This window comes from Massilia sp. DD77 (assembly GCF_036961685.1).
Taxonomy (GTDB): domain Bacteria; phylum Pseudomonadota; class Gammaproteobacteria; order Burkholderiales; family Burkholderiaceae_D; genus Telluria.
On record NZ_JBAMDH010000009.1, the window covers coordinates 1 to 18,768 of the forward strand.

Here is an 18,768-nt window from a genome sequence, read left to right on the forward strand (position 1 = left end):
TTTCTGCGCTGTGCGATCGGCGTCTTCAACACATAACGGGCACAGCGCCTTTGTATCCCAGTGTGTCCAGCCCCGCGCCGGATACATGGCGGCCTGTTCCAGACACAAGCCCGACATCCGCCGGATACGAAGCGGCGTTCCAATGGGTGACCGGTCAACGCCGCGGACGCCGCCCGGCGCCGCCTGGGCCGGCCTACACCAAAGGGGAACAGCAATGAAAGCACTGGACATGAAGACGATGCGCGGCCTTGGCCCGCGCATACTGGCGGGACTGGCATTGGCGGCGGCGGGCGCGGCGGCGCCGGCGCTGGCGCAGAAACTCGACGCGAACGGCATCGGGCGCAGCGAGGCCGTGCGCCACGATTTCGACGGCGGACGGGAAGCGATCCAGGTGCGGGTCGATTTCGCTCCGGGCGCCGCGTTCCCCAAGCATTCCCACCCCGGCGTCGAGATCGCCTACGTGCTGGAAGGCACGGTCGAATATGAGCTGGAAGGCAAGCCGGTGGTGCTCAAGGCCGGTGAAGCGCTGTACATCCCCGCGGGGGCGGTGCACTCCGCCAGGAACCCCGGCCAGGGCAAGGCGGCGGAGCTGGCGACCTACCTGGTCGAAAAAGGAAAACCCATCGTGGTTCTCGACAAGCGGAAATAAGGAGCGGCGATGAAGACCCTGTTTTCGGCGCTCGCCGGGGCGGCGCTGTTGTCGGGCGTGGCCGCGGCGGCGCCTGCCGCAACGCTGCCGGTGCTGGGCCCCAGCCCCGGTTTCGAGCGGGCCGGCACCTGGCTCAACTCGGCCCCGCTGACCCGGGAGCGCCTGCGCGGCAAGGTGGTGCTGGTTGATTTCTGGACCTATTCGTGCATCAACTGCATCCGCACCCTGCCGTATGTGCGCGCCTGGGCCGAGAAGTATCGCAGCCATGGCCTGGAAGTGGTGGGCGTGCACACGCCGGAGTTCGAATTCGAGGAAGACCTGGCCAACGTGAACGCGGCGATGCGGCGCTTCCGCATCGATTTCCCGGTGGCGGTCGACAGCAGCCGCCAGATCTGGCGCGCCTGGGGCAATCGCTACTGGCCGGCGTATTACCTGGTTGACGCGGCAGGGCAGGTCCGCTACCGCCAGTTCGGGGAGGGCGATTACGCCAGCATGGAGCGGGCGATCCAGTCGCTGCTGGCCGAGACGCGCGGCGGCGCGACCGTCGGAGGCCTGGTCGATCCGGCTACGCAGGCCGAGCAGATGGCGCCGTCGGCAACCGCGGAAGTCTCCGGCGAAACCTATATCGGCTTCCGCAAGGCAGAGAAATTCCATTCCCCGGAAGCCTTGCTGCGCGACGCGCCGCAGCGCTATTCGGTCCCGGCCCTGCAGCTGAACCAGTGGGCCCTGTCCGGCCGCTGGGTGGTGGGCGCCGAATTCGGCCGCGCGGCGCAGGCCGGCGCCGGCATCGTCTACCGCTTCGGCGCGCGCGACCTGCATCTGGTGGCCGGCGGCGAAGCGGGGCGGCCGGTGAGGATCAAGGTGACGCTCGACGGGCGGGTTCCGGGCGCGGACCACGGCGCCGACATCGACGCCGAGGGCAACGGCGTCATCGCGGGCGCCCGGCTGTACCAGCTGATACGCCAGTCCGGCGCGGTGCGGCAGCGCCGCTTCGAAGTCCGCTTCCTCGACGAAGGAGCACGGGCCTACGCCTTCACCTTCGGCTAAGCGCGCTTCGCTCCGCGCGCAAACCCCGGCGGCGATCCAGGATCGCCGCCTTTTTTTTCGCCCATTCACTCCTGCGGCCGAGCGAGGGGCTCCGCTCGCCATACCTGGGTGCGGCCAAACAGGCGCGTGGCGAGGAAGCCATCGCGTGCGGTCGTGCCGCCGATGCCGACGCTGAGGATACAGCTGTAGTCCTCGCCACCGCGGCCGCCCAGCTGCCGCTCCCACGGATTGCGAACCGGCGCCGGCGCCATGTGGCGCTCCGAGCGCCTGCCGCGTTCCGGCGCGCCATGCGCCAGCGCCGGACGCACGGCCTCCTTCAGCAGGGCCGGGGCCACGCCGCTGGCGCCGCAGCCCACCACGCCGCAGACCGCTGGCGGTGACAGCGATGGCGGCGCCGCCTGGGCCGAACCGGCCAGTATCCCCAGCAGCAGCGCCGCGCGCGGCAGCCGCCTCACCGCGCGCCTCCGCGCAACGTGCCGGCTTCCGTGAACAGCGCGTGGTCCAGCGAAAGCTTGCCGGCGCCGCGCGCCACCAGCGGCAGCAGCAGAGCGGCCCAGCACAGGTGGGTGGGCCAGGCGCCCGGATAGACGAAGACCTGGATCACCGCCGTCATGCCCAGCAACGCCAGGGCCGACAGGCGAGTGCACAGGCCGGCGAGCAGCAGCAGCGGGAACAGGTGCTCCGTGGCGGTCGCCAGCTGGGCGGCGAGCTCGGAGGGAAGCAGCGGCAACTGGTATTCGTACTCGAATAGCTGGTAGGTCGCGTCCTTGATGGTGAACAGGCCATCGACCTTGGTCCGTCCGGAGAGCAGGAACACCGCGCCGGCGGCGGCGCGGGCCAGCAGCAGCAGGACGGAAGGGGGCAGCAGGACGGCGGCGGAGGCGGACAGCGAGCGCGCGCCGGTGTGGGGTTGGATGTGCATGAATAAGCTCCGGTAATAACAGGTGGATTCAGGTGCGCCAGGCGCCCTTGCGTACCAGGTTGAGGATGGCGTCCGCAAGGCGCACCGGCTCGTCGTGGGGCAGGTGGCGGCTGGCGGGGTCGAGGAGAATGGCCGGGACGGCGGCCGCCGCGCCCGGCGCGAAGCGCCGCTCCAGCGCGGCGTAGCGCGGGTCGGGGGCGGCGGCCGCATGGCGCGAGCCCCAGGCGTGGGCCAGGATGGCGCCGAAGTCCGGGTTGGCGAAGGCCGGTGCGCTGCGGCGGAACAGGGCCGCATCGATGGCTGCCCCCGACGCATGCCTGCTCCACATTGCGCGCGCGATCGCTTGCGGATGCTGCTCCAGGTCGCGGTGACCGGCCCGGCTCTGGAACAGGTAGCGTTCCCACAGGCCGGATTCGTCGATGCGTCCGAGCCCGGCCAGCACCAGCCCAACGCAGCGGGTCGGGCGCAGCACCGAGGCGGCTCGCGCCGCGTGCGCGCCCCAGCCAAAGCCGGCGAACACGGCCTCGGGATAGTGCAGGGCGTCGATGAAATCGATCAGGTCCTTGCCGAGCGCCGCCTGTTGTCCCGAGCGTGGCGAGCCCGGGTCGCGGAAGCGGGTGCCGCCGTGGCCGCGCGCATAGGGTGCCAGCACCCGCAGCCCGGCCGCCGCCAGGATCGGCGCCAGCCGGGCGAAGCTGTCGACGCCATAGCCGAAGTCGTGCACCAGCACCACCGGGCGCCCGTTTTCCGGACCGGCGGCATAGTAGGCGACGTCGAGCAGGTCGGTGGACACCCGGGCCGAAATCCATGGCGCATCCCGCCGCGCCGCCGGCCTGGCGGAACCAGCCACCAAGGCCGCCAAACCCGCCGCGGCGCCCATGAAGGCCCGCCGGCGATGGAGACAAGGGCGGGGCATGGGCTATTCCTCTGGATGGACGGAAGAAGCCTGGCGGACCGAGGCAACCAGGCCGGCGCCGATCCAGCCCGCCAGCAGGACCCCGGCGCGCGCGGTGCCGTCGGCCGCGCCGAGGCGCTCGACCAGCAGGTCGCACACGCCGGCGAAGCTGCCGTGCGTGCGCAGGGCGTCGAGCGCCGCCAGTTCGATGGCGTCGGTGGCGCGCATGCAGGCGGTAAATCCGCTGCGCCATACCAGCAGCCCGGCCGCCTCCGGCAGCATCGCGCTGTCCACGGGCGAGGCGCCCTCGTCGAGCGCGCTCCAGACCTCGGCCGCATTGGTGCGTGCGGACCGCAGGCGCAGGGCCGGCGCCAGTTCCAGGCGCGCCGTGTCCCAGTCGATGGCCGCCAGGCCGTCCGCCGCCAGGGGACCGGCGTCGGCGGCGACGAAGGCGGCGCCGAGCGCATGCTCGATCCAGGCCAGTTCATGCACATCCGGGTTGTCCGGGAACAGCGCCTCGAGGGTCGCCCCGAAGTTGTCCGCGTAGGCGTCGAGTGTCCAGGCATGCGGGGGATGAGCAGCGATGTGACGCACCGCCGCGTGCAGGAAGGCGTCATCGCCGATATGCCCGCGTACGCGCGGGTAGGAAGCCTGCAGGCAGCCGACCAGCTGCGCGCGGTAGTTGTTCTGGTAGACCGCCAGGCCCGCGGAGCCGGCGCCGGGCAGCCGCGCGGCATCTTCGGGTGCGGCGCCGGTGAGCCAGCGCTGGAAGCCGCGTTGCAGTGCGTCGAGCTTCATGGGCGCGCCTCCGCGGCCAGGCGGCGCGCCGTGGCGAGTTCGGCCAGCAGTTCCGCCAGGGGCGGAATGGCGGCGTCGCGCTCGACCATGGTGGCCACCGGTCCGCAACGGGCCAGCGCGGCGCGGTAGAGTTCCCAGACCGCGCCGGGCACCGGGCTGTCGTGGGTATCGATCAGCAGGTCGCGGCCCTGGCTGTGGCCCGCCAGGTGGATCTGGCGCACCTGGCCCGCCGGGATGCCGTCGAGGAAGGCGAGCGGATCGAAGCCATGGTTGACGGCGTTGACAACCACGTTGTTCACGTCCAGCAGCAGCCCGCAACCGGTGCGGCGGCACATCTCGGCCATGAAATCCCATTCGCTCATCGTGCCGGAAAAGTGCAGGTAGCTGGAGGGATTCTCGAACAGCATGGCGCGTCCCAAGGCATCCTGGGCCCGTCCGATGTTGGCGCAGACCAGGTGCAGCGCCTCTTCGGTATAGGGCAGGGGCAGCAGGTCGTGCGCGTTGAAATCGCCGATGCGCGACCAGCTCAGGTGGTCGGACACGTAGAGCGGGTCGATCTCGTCGGCCAGGCGTTTCAGGCGGTGCAGGTAGTCCGGGCGCAGGCCGTCGCTGGAGCCGATCGACATCGACACGCCGTGCAGGGCGACCGGATGGCGCTCGCGCACGCGGCGCAGGTTGTCGCGCGGCTGGCCGCCGTCGACCATGAAGTTTTCGGAGATGACCTCGACGAAGTCGACCTCGACCTTGACCTCGCTGTCGAGGAAGTCGCGGTAGTGCTCGCGGCGCAGGCCGAGGCCGAAACCGGAGAACTGGGGAGGGGAAGGCAAAGCCTGCATGGAACGCCTCGTTCGGAAATGGTGGCGGGCCCGCCCCGGGGCGGGCCGCGTGGCTTACTCTTTTTCGGTCAAGGTGCCGCCGAGCGCCTTGCATTCGCTCGGGGTCTTCACCAGCACGCCCTGGCCCTTGCATTCGTTAAGGCCCTTGCAATCGTTCTTGGCGGTGGCGCACAGGCTCTCGCCCTTGCAGCTGTTGATGCCGTAGCAGCGGGTCGGCTGCTCCTTCTCCGCGGCGAAGGACGGATTCGACATGCCCAGCGCGGCGAGGGCGAGCAGGGCGGCGGCGCCGGCGAGACCGGCACGGGTGGTGGATGGCTTGTTCATGCATTGCTCCTTGTGGTTGGTGGGAGTGGTGGTGCGAGGCGGCGCCAGCGCGCCGCCGGGTTCAAAACGTGTCGAGGGCGGCGCGCTCGATGACCGCGGCGACGTCCTCGGGACGCGCGAGCTGCACCGCATGGCTGGTGTCGAGCTCGGTGATCCGGGCGCGGGCGCGCTTGTACATCATGCGCTGGCTGTCCGGATGCAGGACCCGGTCGCGGGTGGCGACCACCGCATAGCTGGGCTTCTTGCGCCAGACCGCGGCATAGCTTTGCGTGCCGAGGAAATGCTGGCTGACCGGCACCTGCGAGGCGGCCAGGAACCAGGCCCGGTTCGGACTCAGGTCGGCGACGAGGTCCTCGTGGAACTTGTCGCGGTCGAACCAGTACAGGCCGGAGAAGTCGGGGCGGGCGCCGGTCGACGCGGCCGGGATCGCGCGCAGCAGCTGGCCGGCGCTTTCGCCGACCTCGGGCGCCAGCGCGGCCACATAGACCAGGGCCTTGACCTTGTCGCCCTGGCCGGCATGGCCGATCACCGCGCCGCCGATGCCGCCGCCGACCAGGACCACCTTGCCGGTCTGCTGGGCCAGCACGCGACGGGTCGCCGCGACGTCGTCCTCGAGCGTGGCATGCGACACCGGCACGATGCTCACCCGGTAGCCCTTGTGATACAGGATGTCGTGCACCACGCGCCAGCTGGAGCCGTCGATGAAGGCGCCGGGCACGATGACGACGTTGCGGCCGGCCGCGGGCGCGGCCGGGGCCGCGATGCCGCAGGCCGGTCCCAGCACGAGGGCAGCCAGGATGGCGCCGCCCAGCGCGCGCTTGTTCAGGCGGGCCCTCATTTGGCGGGCGCGGCCGGGGCGAGCGGCGTCAGCGAGCCGTAGCCCTTGGGCGTCTTGATGCTGGTGCAGCTGCCTTTCGCGACCAGGGTCCAGGCGTCGCCCTGGTAGTCGGTCTTCGAGGTGGCGGCGCACGAGGTGCCTTCGCCCGCAGCGCAGTCGTTCTGGCCCGCTAGCGAGACGCCGTAGCATTTCTCCATGGGCTTTTTGGCATCGGCGGCGTGGGCGGCGCCCGCGCACAGGCCGAGGGCCAATGCGGCGGCGAGGGTAGCGTGGGTCGTATTCATCGGTGTTGCTCCTTCATGCGTTCTGGTAGGTGGGATTGGCCGACACGTAGACGGTGGCGCCGCCGGCGTCGATGCCCGCCGGCGCGATGAGCGACAACGGGAAGGCGCCAATGTGGGGGAAGGTGTCCACGTGCCAGGTGAAGCTGGCGCCGCCGACGCGGATCGTGACGGTCTCGCCGTTGTGCACGTTCAGATAGCGGGTCTGCGGCGTCACGTCGATCACGCGCTCGGCGGCGCCGGCGCTTGCCGGGGCGCCGTAGATGCCGGGCGGGAGGGGCCGGGCCTGGGCCGTGGAGGCGGCGGCAAGGGCCAGGGCCAGCATGGGGATGGTGTTTTTCATGTTGAACATCGTGTTCTCCAGGTGTTATCGCCGGATCGCGATGCATGCATTACAACCGGCGGATGTATCCCGACTATCTCCGGTGCGTATCCGCCGGCGCCGGGTTTGTGTCGGCGCGGGGGCCGTACACAAACAGATACAAAAAGGCGCGAGACCTTGGACATGGGAATCCCCGGGCGGAGCGCCCGCGGGTGTCATGGAGAGGAAGTGAGGGCGCGGGGCGGCGGCCCCGGCATGCCTGCACTAGGCCGCGAGAATGTCGACCTGGCGCGAAAAGACGTAGCCCTTGTTGCGCAGGGTCTTGATGTAGCGTGGATCGCGCGGGCCGTCGTCGAGGCGGCGCCGGAGGCGGCTGACCAGCAGGTCGATGGAGCGGTCGAAGGCAGCGGCGTCCGCGCCGTGGGTCAGGTGGAGTAGTTGCGCGCGCGTCAGCACGCGCTGGGGATGGTCGAGGAAGGCGCGCAGCAGGCGGTATTCGGCGCCGCCGAGGGCGACGGCTTCGCCTCCGTGGCCGAGCAGCCGGCGGGCCGCGGTGTCGACCCGCCAGTCGCCGAAGCCGAGCGCCGCCGGCGCGCCGGCGGCGGAAGGGGCGGGCGGCAGCATGCGGGTGCGCCTCAGCACCGCGCGGATGCGCGCGGCCAGTTCGCGCGGCGAAAACGGCTTGGAGAGAAAATCGTCCGCGCCCATCTCGAGCCCGAGGACGCGGTCGGTCCGGTCGTCGTTCGCCGCTACCATCAGGATCGGCAGCGCGTGGCGGCGGCCGGCGCGGATCTCGGCGCACAAGGCCAGCCCCTCGCCCGGCGCGGTGGCGTCGAGGACCACCAGGTCGACCGTGGCGCCGAGCAGGGCGCCGCGCATCGCGCGCCCATCCGCGGCGCCGGTGGCGCGCATGCCTTGCCGGACGAGGTAGGCGCAGAGGGATTCGCGCAGCGCGTGGTCGCCGTCCACGACCAGGATGGTGTCGCGGGCGTCCATGTCAGCCGGGGCGCGGGCGGGCGCGCGCCGCGGGGGCCGGACGCCGCGTGCTCAGGCGCCGTGCTTCTTCGCCGCCTCCAGCAGCTTGTCGCGGATCTGGGCGATCAGCTGCTGGACCTCCGGCACCTGTTCCGGCGCCAGCCCCGTGGCCTCGAGCACGTTCTTGCCCAGCGCGCTCTGGCGCAGGCGGCGGCCCGCCTCGGTCAGGCCGACCCGCACCTGGCGCTCGTCCTTCGCGTCGCGCTGGCGCCGCAGGTAGCCCATGGTTTCGAGCTTCTTGAGGATGGGGGTGAGGGTGTTCGATTCCAGGAACAGCTTCTCGCCAAGTCCGCCGACGGTCTGCTGGTCCTCTTCCCACAGCGCGATGACGACGATGTACTGGGTGTAGCTGAGTCCCAGTTCCTCGAGGATGGGCTTGTAGGCCTTGCCCAGCGCCAGGTTGGCCGAGTAGATCGCGAAGCAGAGATAATCCGCCAGCTTGCGGATGCCGGGATCGCCTGGCTGGACGCGCGCCGTGGATTTCATCGGTGTTCTCCTTGAAGGGCAATGGGGCCAGTGCGGCATTATATAGCGAGTGCGATCTTTTCAGCATGTGGGATATCCCGTGCGTCGCCCCGCATCAGGCCGCCACGCCGGCGCCGGCGGCCGCGTGGCGGCGCGCGGCCTTGTTGATCGCCATGTCTGCCAGCGCGGCCATGAGCACGGCCGCGGCGACCAGGCCGGCCGCCAGGAAGCCGACCTGGTGCCGGTCCAGCAGGGCGATGCCGGCGGCGCCGATCACGCCCGCCGTGGAGACGCCGACATACAGCGCGGCGGAGTTCAAGCCTATCAGCAGCGGGGCGGCCGCCGGCGCGAGCCCGATCAGGCGGTGCTGCTGCGGCACCAGCAGGCCCCAGCCGCACAGGCCCCAGATCACGACCGCCGGCACGGCGGTCCACAGCTGGGCCGAGCTCCACGGTGTCAGCGCGAAATTCGCCAGCATCAGCAGCAGCGCTCCATGGATGATGCGGCGGCTGCCCAGGCGGTCGGTCAGCTTGCCGGCGACCAGGTTGCCGAAGGTGGCGGCCAGGCCCCAGGCCAGCAGCAGGCCGGCCAGCACCTGCGGGCTGGCGCCGGTGGCGCGGTCGAACACGACGCCGACATAGGTGTAGACCGAGAAGGCGCCGGCGTAGGCGAACAGGGTGGTCGCCAGGGTGAGGGCGACGCGGCTGTCCTTGAGCGGCGCCAGGCGCTGGCCCAGGGTGGCGGCCGGCAGCGCCGGTATCGCGGGCAGGGTCGCCCACACCGCCAGCCCTGACACGGCGCCGACCGCGCTGACGAACCACATGGTGGCGCGCCAGTCGCCGAAGCCGGCGATCAGGGTGCCCAGCGGCGCGCCCAGCGCGGTGGCGCTCGACAGGCCGGCGATCACGACGGCGAGGGCGCGCGCACGGCGTTCGGGCGCCACCAGCGCGGCGGCGGTGGCGGTGGCGGTCGGGCTGTACATGGCCGCACCCACGCCCGCGATCACGCGGCTGGCCAGCACCCAGCCGATGCCGGTGGCGAGCGCCGTCATCATGTTGCCCGCTACAAACACTGCCAGGCCCGCCAGCAGCAAGCGCTTGCGAGGCCAATGGGACGCGAGGGCGGCGATGGTGGGCGAGAGCAGGGCGTAGCTGATGGCGTACAGGGTCACCATCTGGCCCGCCACGGGGATGGACACCCCCAGCGACGCGGCGACCTGGGGCAGGATCCCTGCGATGACGAAACTGTCGGTGCCGATGGCAAACATGCCAGCGGCCATGACGATCAAACGGCGGTCCATGACGACTCCTTTGTGCGGGCCAAGGCGCCGGGTCGGGCATGGTGCGGGACGGCTGCTCGGCGAATGATGAAAATCAATCGGATCCGATTGAATATCGACGGAGGATAGGAGAATTGCGCGAACGTGTCAAGTGACGTCGGTAAAAATTCCTGTGCGGTCTGTTCAATTCGCCGCGTACCAAGGGGAATACGGGAAGGGTTCCAGCTGACTGCACCAGAAAGACAACATGAATCGGATGCGATTAGAGCGTTAGCGCTTGAATTCGGTTTCCGATAGCCTGTAACTACACACGACTCGATGCTTTCGGGAGAATAAATATTCGCAGGGGATATGCCTGTATTAAAATTCTCGCAAGGCCAGGGCAAGCGGAGGACCCATGGATGAGCGGATCGCACACACGGCGGCGGGGCTGTACAAGGCGGCGTTCGACTGCGCCGCGGTGCCGCTGATTCTGGTCGACATCGAGACCGGCTCGTGCCTCGAGGCCAACGCCGCAGCCGCACAAGCCTACGGCTACCATGGGCCGGAGTGGCGCACACTGCCGCTGGCGGCGCTGTACGCGTCGGCGTCCGAGGCCGCGGCCTGCCTCGCCCGGCCCGGCCGCTTGGACGCCACTGTGGTCCGGCACCGGCGCCGCGACGGCGTCGAGTTCTGGGCCGCCGCCTCGCTGGCTCCCCTTGCTGCCGGCGGCCGTGCGCTGCTGAGCGCCCTGGACGTGAGCGCGCAGCGGGACGCGCTTGCCGAACTCTCCCTGATGCGCGACGATTTTTCGCTGGCCCAGCAACTTACGGGCATGGGCCACTGCGTCTTCGACCTCAAGCTGGGGCGCCAGGCCGGCTCAGCCCAACACTGCCGCAATTTCGGCCTCGACCACGGCGCCATGCCGGACACCCTGGAAGCCGGAGTCGCGCTGCTGCTGGGCCAGGTGAGCGCGGGCGACCGCGAGCGCGCGGAAGCCGCTCTGCGCGGCTGCATCGACACCGGCCAGGCCTTCGATGCCGAATGGCGGGTGCGGCGCCCGCAGGACGGGGACGAGGAGCGTATCCTTCGCGTCGAAGGCATCCGCGAGGACGATCCCGACGGCAGCCCGCGCGCCCTGGTGTGCGCCAGCGTCGACCTGACCGAGCGCCGCCGCACCGAGGAAAGCCTGCGCCAGACGCGCCTCGACCTGACGCGCGCGCAGCGGATCGCGCGGGTCGGCACCTGGACCGTCGATTTCACCCGCGGCAAGGCGATCATGACGGCGGAGGAGACGCGCAAGGTCTTCGGTCTCGACAGCCCCGAAGTGCCGCTCGCCTTCCTCAACAGCCGCATCCATCCGGACGACCTGCCCGCCGTCGAAACCGCGCGCCGGGTCTGCCTGGCTCATCCCGGCACCGGCTATTACGTGCAGTACCGGACCATCCCGGCGCCGGGCCAGCTGCGCTACGTCGAGAGCCAGGGCGAAGTGCAGCCCGACGCGGCCGGCGCCGCGGTGCGCATGGTGGGCTACCTGCGCGACATCACCGAGGCCAAGCTGGCGGAACAGGAAATCCAGCGCCTGGCCTACCAGGATGAAGTGACCGGCCTGCCGAACCGCGTGTCGCTGACGCGCCGGCTGGAACGCGCCACCTCGGCCGAGGCGCCCGACTTTGTCCCGCTGGCGCTGATGGTGATCGACGTCGCGCGTTTCCAGGACATCTGCCTGACCCTCGGGACCATGAATTCGGATGCGCTGCTCAAGGACGTGGCGGTGCGCATCCGCCAGACCTTCGGCGAGCGGGTCTTCGTCGCCCGCACCGGCGGTTCGCAGTTCGCGGTGCTGCTGTCCGACGCCGACACCTACGATTCCAGGCCTTGCGCGCGCGCGATCCTGAAGGCCTTCGAGGCGCCGTTCCTGGTGGCCGGCATCCATTACGACATCAACGTGCATATCGGGATCGCGCTGTTTCCCGGGCATGCGTCCGATCCGGCGACGCTGTTCCGCAAGGCCAATGTCGCGGTGTTCCGGGCGCGCCAGATCGGCACCGACCTGCTGGTGTACCAGCCCGAGGACGATCCCTACAAGCCGGAGCGCCTGGCCCTGCTCGGCGAATTCCGCAAGGCCGTCCAGGACGGCCAGATCGAGCTGTATTGCCAGCCGAAGGTCGAGATGCGCAGCGGCGATGTCATCGGCGCGGAATCGCTGGTGCGCTGGCGTCATCCGCGCCTGGGCATGGTGTCGCCCGCCCTGTTCGTGCCGCTGGTGGAGGATACCGAGCTGATCCATGTCCTGACCCGCCACATGCTGCAGGTCTCGGTGCGCCAGTGCTTCAACTGGCGGCGCGACGGCGTCGGCATTCCGCTGGCCGTCAACCTGTCGCCGCGCAACCTGCTGTCGCCGGAGCTGGTACCCAGCCTGGAAACCCTGCTGCGTACCTGGGGCGGTACGCCGGAATGGCTGGGGCTGGAAATCACGGAAAGCAGCCTGATCACCGATCCCGATGCGTCCATCGCCGAGCTTGCCACGCTGAGCGGCATGGGCTTCCACCTGTTTATCGACGATTTCGGCACCGGCTATTCCTCGCTCAGCTATCTCACGCGCATGCCCGTCAAGACCATCAAGGTCGACCATGGTTTTACCATGAGCATGCTGAAGGACTGCAGGGCGGCGGCCATCGTCAAGTCCACCATCGAGCTGGCCCACAATCTGGGCATGACGGTGGTGGCCGAGGGCACGGCCAGCAAGGAGATCTGGGACGCCCTGAGCGGCTACGGCTGCGACGAGGCGCAGGGCTACTACGTGGCCGAGCCCTTCCCGGCGGCGGAGTTCGGCAACTGGCTGCAGGCCAGCGGGCGGAGTCTGCGCGGGCATTCCGTCGCCTGAACGTCGCGCCGCACGCGCCGCTGGCCGGCCCGATACCGGGCAGGATTCCGCAGAGCCAGGCGCGCGTCGCCCTGGAAACCGTGGTGTCCGGCCTGGTGTCGCCAGCCGCGCGGACGAGAACCCTGGCGACGGCGACGGCGACGACGGGCGCCGCGAGCCGCCACGCTTCCTCGACGTGAGCAAGCTGCTGGTCCCGCTCGAACCGGGTCCGACGAAGTTCGACGAGCGTGGCCTGTTCGGCATCGCCCAGGACCAGCGCGGCGAACGCTATGTGCTGGCCAGCGGCACCGGCGCCCTGCTCGGCAAGACCGGCGTCGTCATGAAGCTGGCGCGCACGGCGGGGACCGAAGCCGCGGGCAGGCACACGCCCGGACGGCGGCCACCGCCGCCATCCGGGCGCTTCATGCCTATCCTGTATGGACCTGGTTCAGCCGCCGTTCAGCGCTGCGCCATGGTGGCCTTGATGACGATGACCTGGGCCAGGCGCGGGTCGCGCGATTCCGGGATGTAGCTCATCAGCATGTCGGTGCCGTGCGTGCCGCGGTTGAACTCCATTTCCACCTTGCCGTCGCTTGACACGAACTTGTCCGGCGACACGGCCACCAGGCGGATCGGACGGCGCTTGTCGATGCGCGCCTCGATGCCGTCGCGGTAGGGTTCCACCGCCAGGCGCCAGCCGTTCGACAAGGCATAGGCGCCGGTGACGCGCTCCTGCTCGTGCGGCCAGATATCGTAGCCGGGGGCCGGGGCCGTCACCTGCACGGTCGAGCTCGGGGATGCGGAGGGATAGGGTGTCGTCTGTGCGCCGGCATGGGCCACCAGCAGCAGGGAAAGGGGTAAGGCGACGGGTAGGATGAGATGGGGGGTACGCATGATTTGCTCCTTCAGGACACTGGACGGGCCTTCGAGGTGCGTAGCGCGTTGAAGCCGGTGCGGGGCACGCCGTCGGGCATGGGATGCACCCTGGTCATGCCAGTGGCGCTCCCTTCAGTCTAGAGCGGTGTCCGTCAGGCACAAGCCGATTCGCGCCGGTATCACGAAACGGTCTCGAAGCCGCGCGTCTCAGATCGGCGCGATATGACACAGGAAAGGTGCAGCTGCGCCGAATTCCGAATCACGAAGCCCAGGCTAGGCAAGCCGCTCGCCATCGCCCGCCGGTTCGGCAAGGGCGCTGATGCGCACACGCTTGGACAGCGCGTGGATGGAGCGCACCGAAGCCACGCTCGGTCCGCCCGCGAGCGGGTTGGCGCCGCGTGCATATTCGCGCGCGATCTGGGTCGCGATGTCGGCCTTGCCGGGCACGTGGTCGCGGTACAGCTTGACCAGGCTGACGACGGCATCGTGCACGCTGCCGTGGCAGGCGCGCGGAATCGTCGGGTGGTCGAGCGATTCGCGCATCGAGGCCGCCATCGCCTGCTCGAGCTGGCGCTCGGCGCGGCTGGCCAGCATCCGGATCTGGTCGGGGGTGAGGGCGATGCGCATGTCAGTCTCCGGCGCCGGCCCGACCGATGGACGGGACCTGGACGCGGGTAGGTGGAATCGTCTTCATGCAAAAATCATACAGCCGAGATGTATGCACGCACGCTTGGAAATTGTTCCAAAACGTAACCGAGCAGCGGGCGTTCGCCCGGCGATTTTGACCGCTCATCCGCGTTTCATGCCGTTCGGCACCTTTCTCACCCTCGTGATCCGGTCTCGCGAATACTGGGCGCATCGACAACCAGACCGACTGCCGCCATGACCATCCGTACCGCTTCCGTCCTGTTCGCCCTCTTCGTCCCCTTCGCCGCACTTGCAGCCGCTCCCGCCGCCACCGGCCCCGCACGAGCGGCGCGGCAAGACCTGTACCTGGCCGCGAACGGCGCCTGGCTCGCCTCCGCCCGCATCCCCGACAACCAGTCCGAGGTCTACGGCGCCGACCTGCCGGCCAGCACCGCCGCCCGCGTGCGCGGCATCGTCGACGGATTGCGCAAGGAGCAGCAGCCGGCCGGCAGCACCGGGCGCAAGCTGGTCGACTACTACGACAGCCAGGTCGACATGGCCGGCATCGAGAAGGCCGGGCTGGCGCCGCTCCAGCCCCTGCTGGCCGCGCTCGATGCGGCAGGCAGCCCGGCGGAACTGGCGCGCTGGCAGGGACAGGTGCAAGGCATCCTGAAGACGCCCCTGTGGTTCTGGGGCGGCTTCGCGGACTTCAAGGATCCCGGCCTCAACCGTGCGCTGCTGATGCAGGGCGGCCTGGGGATGCCCAGCCGCGACGATTACCTGGGCGAGGCAGGGCGCGCGATGCAGCTGCGCACCGCCTACCTCGCCTATCTCACGCAGCTTTCCCGCCTTGGCGGAGTTCCTGAACCCGCACAGGCGGCGCAGCGCGTGCTGGCACTCGAGACCCGCCTGGCCACGGCGCAGCTGCCGGCCGCCGAGGCGATGAATCCGGCCATGGTGCGGACCATGGACGCGCCCCGGCTGGCGCAGGCCGCGCCCGGCATGGACTGGGCGAGCCTGCTGGACGGCGCCGGCCTGCGAGGCGGCGGCGTCAACGTCGTGCAACCGGCGGCGGCGCGCGCGATCGCCGGCCTGATGCGCGACCTGCCGCTGGCGGACTGGAAGCTGTACTTCCGCCTGCGCCTGCTTGACGCGTCGGCCCCCCTGCTGCCGGCGGCCTTCCGCGGCGCCCACTTCGATTTCCACGGCAAGGCCGTGCGCGGCCAGGCGGCGCCGCGCGACACGCATGAGCGCGCCCTGGACTACCTCACCGAAGCCCTGGGCGACGGCCTGGTCCAGGCCTACGCGGCGCGCCACTTCCCGCCGGCCCAGAAGGCCAGGGTCGCAGGCATGGTGGAGCAGATCCGCCTGACGGCCGCCGAGGCGGTCGGCGCCCTGGCCTGGATGGAGCCCGCAACCCGCATCGCCGCGCGCGTAAAAATCGAGCGCCTCAAGGCCAAGGTCGGCTATCCGGCCAGCTGGCGCGACTACCGCGGCCTGGAGGTGCGTCCGGATGAGGGACTGGCGAACCGCCAGCGCGCCCAGCGCCACGAATGGCTGCGCCTCGCCGCGCAATCGGGCAAACCGGTCCAGGCGGGGGCCTGGGCCATGAGTCCGCTGGAGCCCAACGCCTTCTACGACCCGGTCCTGAACGAGATCAACCTGCCGGCGGCGATCCTGCAGCCGCCGTTCTTCGACCCCCAGGCCGACGATGCGGCCAACTACGGCGGTATCGGCGCCCTGATCGCGCACGAGATCAGCCATGCCTTCGATTCGACCGGTTCCCAGTTCGACAGCCGCGGCGTGCAGCGCGACTGGTGGAGCAAGGCCGACCACACGGCCTTCGACGCCTTCTGCGCCCGCATGGTGGCCCGCTTCGATGCCGCCGAGGCGCTGCCGGGCGCCCGCGTCAACGGCAAGCTCACGCTGCCGGAGAATATTGCCGACCTGATGGGCCTGCAGCTCGCCTGGCGCGCCTACCAGGCCACCCTGGGCGGGCGGCCCGCGCCGCGCGTCGGCGGCCGGAGCGGCGAACAGCGCTTCTTCCTGGCCTATGCGCGCCAGTGGGCGGTCAAGCGGCGCGACGAGCGCAGCCTGCAGCTATTGGCGACCGATCCGCATGCGCCCGCACACTTGCGCGCCAACATTCCGGCGATGCAGCTGGACGGCTTCCACCGCGCCTTCGCCACGCGGCCCGGCGACGCCATGTACCTGCCCGCCAAGGACCGTCTACATGCCTGGTAAGCCAGCTATACTGCGGGATTGGCCACCGGCCGCGGTTCGATTACAACAATACATGGCGAGCGCATTCTTCCCGTCCAGCCGGCAGTTCTGGCTCTATCACCTGGGCGTTAGCGCGTGCTGCGCCGCGGTGACCTTGCTGACCATCGTCCTGTGGAGTCCCCTGGCGGCCCAGGACAGCGCGGCGATCGCGGTCTGGTTCCCGGCCTTTACCCTGGCGGTGCTGGTGTTCCGCCAGCTGTACAAGGCGCGCCACTGGCAGCGCCTGCCGATGGGCCGGCTGATCGCGCTCGCCGTCGTCTATGGCAGCGTGGCGGCGGTGCTGGTGGCGCTGTGCGCGAGCGCGCTTACCCTGCCGTTCTTCCTCGACGGGATGGCCGCCTGGTATGCGGGGCAGGGCATGCGCCTCGACCTCGGCGCCTACCTGCTGCGCACGGTCGCCAGCAACAGCCTGCAGGCCCAGGTGTTCATCTGCGCCTGGATCTTCATCTACATCAGCGTGACCGGCCGCCGCGATGCGCGCGCCCGGGAGCTGGACCATGCGCGGGTCCAGGCCGCGTTGCGCGAGGCCCAGCTGCGCAGCCTGTCCAACCAGCTCAATCCGCATTTCCTGTTCAATTCGCTGAACAATATCCGCTTCATGATCCACGAGGACGCCGGGCATGCCGATGCGATGCTGGTGGGCCTGTCGGAGATCTTGCGTTACTCGCTGCGCGCCCACGACGGCGGCAAGGTGCGGCTTGGCGAGGAAGTCGAGATCATCCGGCGCTACCTGGCCATCGTCGGCGTGCAGCTGGAAGAGCGCTTGCGCTTTTCGATCGAGATTCCCGATGCGCTGCATGACCGCCTGGTGCCGCCGCTGCTGCTGCAGATGCTGGTCGAGAACGCCGTCAAGCATGGCCTCGAGCCCCTGCGCGAGGGCGGTGCGCTGGCGCTCGGCGCCAGCGCGCGTGACGGGCGCCTGCACGTCGAACTGGTAAACGACAAGCCGGCCTCCGCGGCCGCGGGCGGGCTGGGCATCGGCACCGGCCATGTCGCGCAGCGCCTGGCCCTGCTGTACGGCGCGCGCGCGGCACATGCGGCCTTTGATGACGGCGCGCGATTCCGCGTCAGCCTGACCCTGCCGGAGGAGACCCTGGCATGAAGGTCTTCGTGGTCGACGATTCGCGACTGGCGCGTGCGGGCCTGGTGCGGATGCTGGGCGCGCACCCGGAGATCGAGGTGGTGGGCGAGGCCGACCATCCGGATACGGCGCTGCCCTTGATCCTGGCCAGCGAGCCGGAGGTGCTTTTCCTCGACATCCAGATGGCCGGGGCGGACGCCTTCGACCTGCTGGCGCGGCTCGAGGAGCATCCGCGCATCGTGTTCACCACCGCCCACGCCGAGTATGCGGTGCGCTCCTTCGACTTCGACACCGTCGACTACCTGCTCAAGCCGATCAGCCAGGAACGGCTGGCCCAGGCGATCCATAAGCTGGGAGCGCGGCCCGCCGCCAGGACGCTTGAAGCGGCGCGCGCGCCGCTCGACCCCAAGAGCCGCATTTTCATCAAGGACGGCGAGCGCTGCCACATGGTGGCGCTGGCCTCGATCCGCTGCTTCGAGAGCTGCAAGAACCATGTCCAGGTCCAGTTCGACAACCAGCATGCCTACCTCAAGAAATCGCTGAACAGCGTCGAGGAACGTCTCCCTGCCGGCATGTTCCTGCGGGTCAGCCGCCAGCACATCGTGAACCTGGACGCCATCGTCTCGATCAGCGAAACCCTGGGCGCGGGCTACCTGGTCACCCTGGACAACGGCGCCCGGCTCGAGATCTCGCGCCGCAATGCCGCGCTGCTGAAGGACAATCTCAGCCTGTGAGGCCGGCCACCGCCCGCGTCACCAGCTCGCCGATGGTGCGCTCGGCATCCTCGAAATCGGCGGCCAGCAATTCCTCGCGGCCCAGCACCAGGGCCATCTGGGCGGCGAAGTCGGCATAGGACTGGGTCATGGCCCACAGCGCGAACAGCAAATGGGTGGCGTTCACCGGCGCGATGCGGCCTTCGCGGATCCAGCGTTCGAACACCTCGATGTCGCGCCGCAGCAGCGGCACCACGCGCGCGCGGATCTGGTCGCCGTAGAACTTGGCGCCGCCGATCACTTCCATCGCATACACCCGCGAGGCGTAGGGCTGCTCGCGCGAGAAGCGCAGCTTGGCCGCGACGTAGGCGCGCAGCACCGCGCCGGGCGCTCCTTCCGCTTCGGCCAGGTGCGCCATGCGCGCCAGCCAGTCGTCCAGCACGTCGTCGAGCACGCGGCGGTACAGGTCCTGTTTGGTGGGGAAGTAGTAGAGCAGGTTCTGCTTGGAGATGCCGGCCTGCTCGGCCACGGTCGCGATGCTGGCGCCTTCGAAGCCGCGCTCGGCGAACAGGCGGGTGGCGGCGGCCAGGATCGCGGCTTCGGCGCGGCCGCGGCGCTTGAGGGCAAGCTCGTTCACGGGATGGTCCATGCT

The 18,768-nt window shown here is 69.9% G+C and carries 22 protein-coding genes; 7 read left to right on the forward strand and 15 right to left on the reverse strand.

Annotated features, from left to right (window positions below; translation table 11 throughout):
* The first annotated feature begins 214 nt into the window (after positions 1 to 214).
* Entirely contained in the window at positions 215 to 649 is a 435-nt protein-coding gene (locus V7778_RS06610; protein WP_335553006.1) for a cupin domain-containing protein, read from the forward strand.
* A gap of 9 nt (positions 650 to 658) precedes the next feature.
* A complete protein-coding gene (locus V7778_RS06615; RefSeq protein ID WP_335553008.1) occupies positions 659 to 1,696 on the forward strand; it encodes a redoxin family protein in 1,038 nt (345 codons plus the stop codon).
* A gap of 65 nt (positions 1,697 to 1,761) precedes the next feature.
* Here the strand turns inward: V7778_RS06615 and V7778_RS06620 are convergent, their stop codons facing one another.
* The 12 genes from V7778_RS06620 to V7778_RS06675 form a co-directional block, all read right to left on the reverse strand.
* A complete protein-coding gene (locus V7778_RS06620) occupies positions 1,762 to 2,151 on the reverse strand; it encodes a hypothetical protein (RefSeq protein WP_335553010.1) in 390 nt (129 codons plus the stop codon).
* Complete coding sequence (locus V7778_RS06625; RefSeq protein WP_335553012.1) at positions 2,148 to 2,618, reverse strand: DoxX family protein; 471 nt, start codon at positions 2,616 to 2,618, stop codon at positions 2,148 to 2,150. The genes V7778_RS06620 and V7778_RS06625 overlap by 4 nt, the downstream gene beginning before the upstream one ends.
* A 28-nt stretch (positions 2,619 to 2,646) precedes the next feature.
* The gene (locus V7778_RS06630) at positions 2,647 to 3,534 is read right to left on the reverse strand and encodes an alpha/beta fold hydrolase (protein WP_335553014.1); all 888 of its coding nucleotides are present in this window, start codon (positions 3,532 to 3,534) and stop codon (positions 2,647 to 2,649) included.
* 3 nt (positions 3,535 to 3,537) lie between these two features.
* Positions 3,538 to 4,311: a DNA-binding domain-containing protein gene (locus tag V7778_RS06635; RefSeq protein ID WP_335553016.1), complete on the reverse strand. Its 774-nt coding sequence runs from the start codon at positions 4,309 to 4,311 to the stop codon at positions 3,538 to 3,540.
* Entirely contained in the window at positions 4,308 to 5,147 is an 840-nt protein-coding gene (gene bufB, locus V7778_RS06640) for an MNIO family bufferin maturase (protein WP_335553018.1), read from the reverse strand. Before bufB ends, V7778_RS06635 begins: the two co-directional genes overlap by 4 nt.
* A gap of 54 nt (positions 5,148 to 5,201) precedes the next feature.
* Entirely contained in the window at positions 5,202 to 5,471 is a 270-nt protein-coding gene (gene bufA2, locus V7778_RS06645; RefSeq protein ID WP_335553020.1) for a BufA2 family periplasmic bufferin-type metallophore, read from the reverse strand.
* Between the two features lie 61 nt (positions 5,472 to 5,532).
* A complete protein-coding gene (locus V7778_RS06650) occupies positions 5,533 to 6,309 on the reverse strand; it encodes an alpha/beta hydrolase (RefSeq protein WP_335553022.1) in 777 nt (258 codons plus the stop codon).
* Positions 6,306 to 6,593: a BufA1 family periplasmic bufferin-type metallophore gene (locus V7778_RS06655; RefSeq protein WP_335553024.1), complete on the reverse strand. Its 288-nt coding sequence runs from the start codon at positions 6,591 to 6,593 to the stop codon at positions 6,306 to 6,308. Before V7778_RS06655 ends, V7778_RS06650 begins: the two co-directional genes overlap by 4 nt.
* A gap of 13 nt (positions 6,594 to 6,606) precedes the next feature.
* On the reverse strand, positions 6,607 to 6,942 hold the full coding sequence (locus tag V7778_RS06660) for a CzcE family metal-binding protein (protein WP_335553026.1): 336 nt from the start codon (positions 6,940 to 6,942) through the stop codon (positions 6,607 to 6,609).
* Positions 6,943 to 7,176: 234 nt separating this feature from the next.
* Positions 7,177 to 7,908, reverse strand: a complete 732-nt coding sequence (locus V7778_RS06665; RefSeq protein WP_335553028.1) for a winged helix-turn-helix domain-containing protein — start codon at positions 7,906 to 7,908, stop codon at positions 7,177 to 7,179.
* Between the two features lie 51 nt (positions 7,909 to 7,959).
* Positions 7,960 to 8,433: a MarR family winged helix-turn-helix transcriptional regulator gene (locus tag V7778_RS06670; protein ID WP_335553031.1), complete on the reverse strand. Its 474-nt coding sequence runs from the start codon at positions 8,431 to 8,433 to the stop codon at positions 7,960 to 7,962.
* Positions 8,434 to 8,527: 94 nt separating this feature from the next.
* Positions 8,528 to 9,712 carry an MFS transporter gene (locus V7778_RS06675; RefSeq protein ID WP_335553032.1) on the reverse strand — a complete coding sequence of 395 codons (1,185 nt, stop codon included), beginning with the start codon at positions 9,710 to 9,712 and terminating at the stop codon, positions 8,528 to 8,530.
* 376 nt (positions 9,713 to 10,088) lie between these two features.
* On the opposite strand from V7778_RS06675, the gene V7778_RS06680 reads away from it, so the two are divergent.
* Together V7778_RS06680 and V7778_RS06685 are read left to right on the forward strand one after the other, a co-directional pair.
* A complete protein-coding gene (locus V7778_RS06680; RefSeq protein WP_335553035.1) occupies positions 10,089 to 12,557 on the forward strand; it encodes a sensor domain-containing protein in 2,469 nt (822 codons plus the stop codon).
* Between the two features lie 175 nt (positions 12,558 to 12,732).
* Positions 12,733 to 13,068 carry a hypothetical protein gene (locus V7778_RS06685; protein WP_335553037.1) on the forward strand — a complete coding sequence of 112 codons (336 nt, stop codon included), beginning with the start codon at positions 12,733 to 12,735 and terminating at the stop codon, positions 13,066 to 13,068.
* Here V7778_RS06685 and V7778_RS06690 read toward each other — a convergent pair.
* Together V7778_RS06690 and V7778_RS06695 are read right to left on the reverse strand one after the other, a co-directional pair.
* Entirely contained in the window at positions 12,996 to 13,430 is a 435-nt protein-coding gene (locus tag V7778_RS06690; RefSeq protein WP_335553039.1) for a hypothetical protein, read from the reverse strand. The genes V7778_RS06685 and V7778_RS06690 overlap by 73 nt on opposite strands.
* 255 nt (positions 13,431 to 13,685) lie before the next feature.
* Entirely contained in the window at positions 13,686 to 14,039 is a 354-nt protein-coding gene (locus tag V7778_RS06695; RefSeq protein ID WP_335553041.1) for a hypothetical protein, read from the reverse strand.
* A 255-nt stretch (positions 14,040 to 14,294) separates the two neighbouring features.
* Here V7778_RS06695 and V7778_RS06700 point away from each other — a divergent pair, with 255 nt between their 5' ends.
* From V7778_RS06700 to V7778_RS06710, 3 genes are read left to right on the forward strand one after another with little or no spacing between them, the layout of a single operon-like run.
* Positions 14,295 to 16,283, forward strand: a complete 1,989-nt coding sequence (locus tag V7778_RS06700) for a M13 family metallopeptidase (RefSeq protein WP_335553043.1) — start codon at positions 14,295 to 14,297, stop codon at positions 16,281 to 16,283.
* Between the two features lie 52 nt (positions 16,284 to 16,335).
* Positions 16,336 to 17,424 (forward strand): sensor histidine kinase, encoded by a 1,089-nt coding sequence (locus V7778_RS06705; RefSeq protein ID WP_335553045.1) that lies wholly within the window; start codon positions 16,336 to 16,338, stop codon positions 17,422 to 17,424.
* Entirely contained in the window at positions 17,421 to 18,137 is a 717-nt protein-coding gene (locus tag V7778_RS06710) for a LytR/AlgR family response regulator transcription factor (protein WP_335553048.1), read from the forward strand. Before V7778_RS06705 ends, V7778_RS06710 begins: the two co-directional genes overlap by 4 nt.
* Here V7778_RS06710 and V7778_RS06715 read toward each other — a convergent pair.
* A complete protein-coding gene (locus tag V7778_RS06715) occupies positions 18,127 to 18,765 on the reverse strand; it encodes a TetR/AcrR family transcriptional regulator (protein WP_335553050.1) in 639 nt (212 codons plus the stop codon). The genes V7778_RS06710 and V7778_RS06715 overlap by 11 nt on opposite strands.
* Between the last annotated feature and the right edge of the window lie 3 nt (positions 18,766 to 18,768).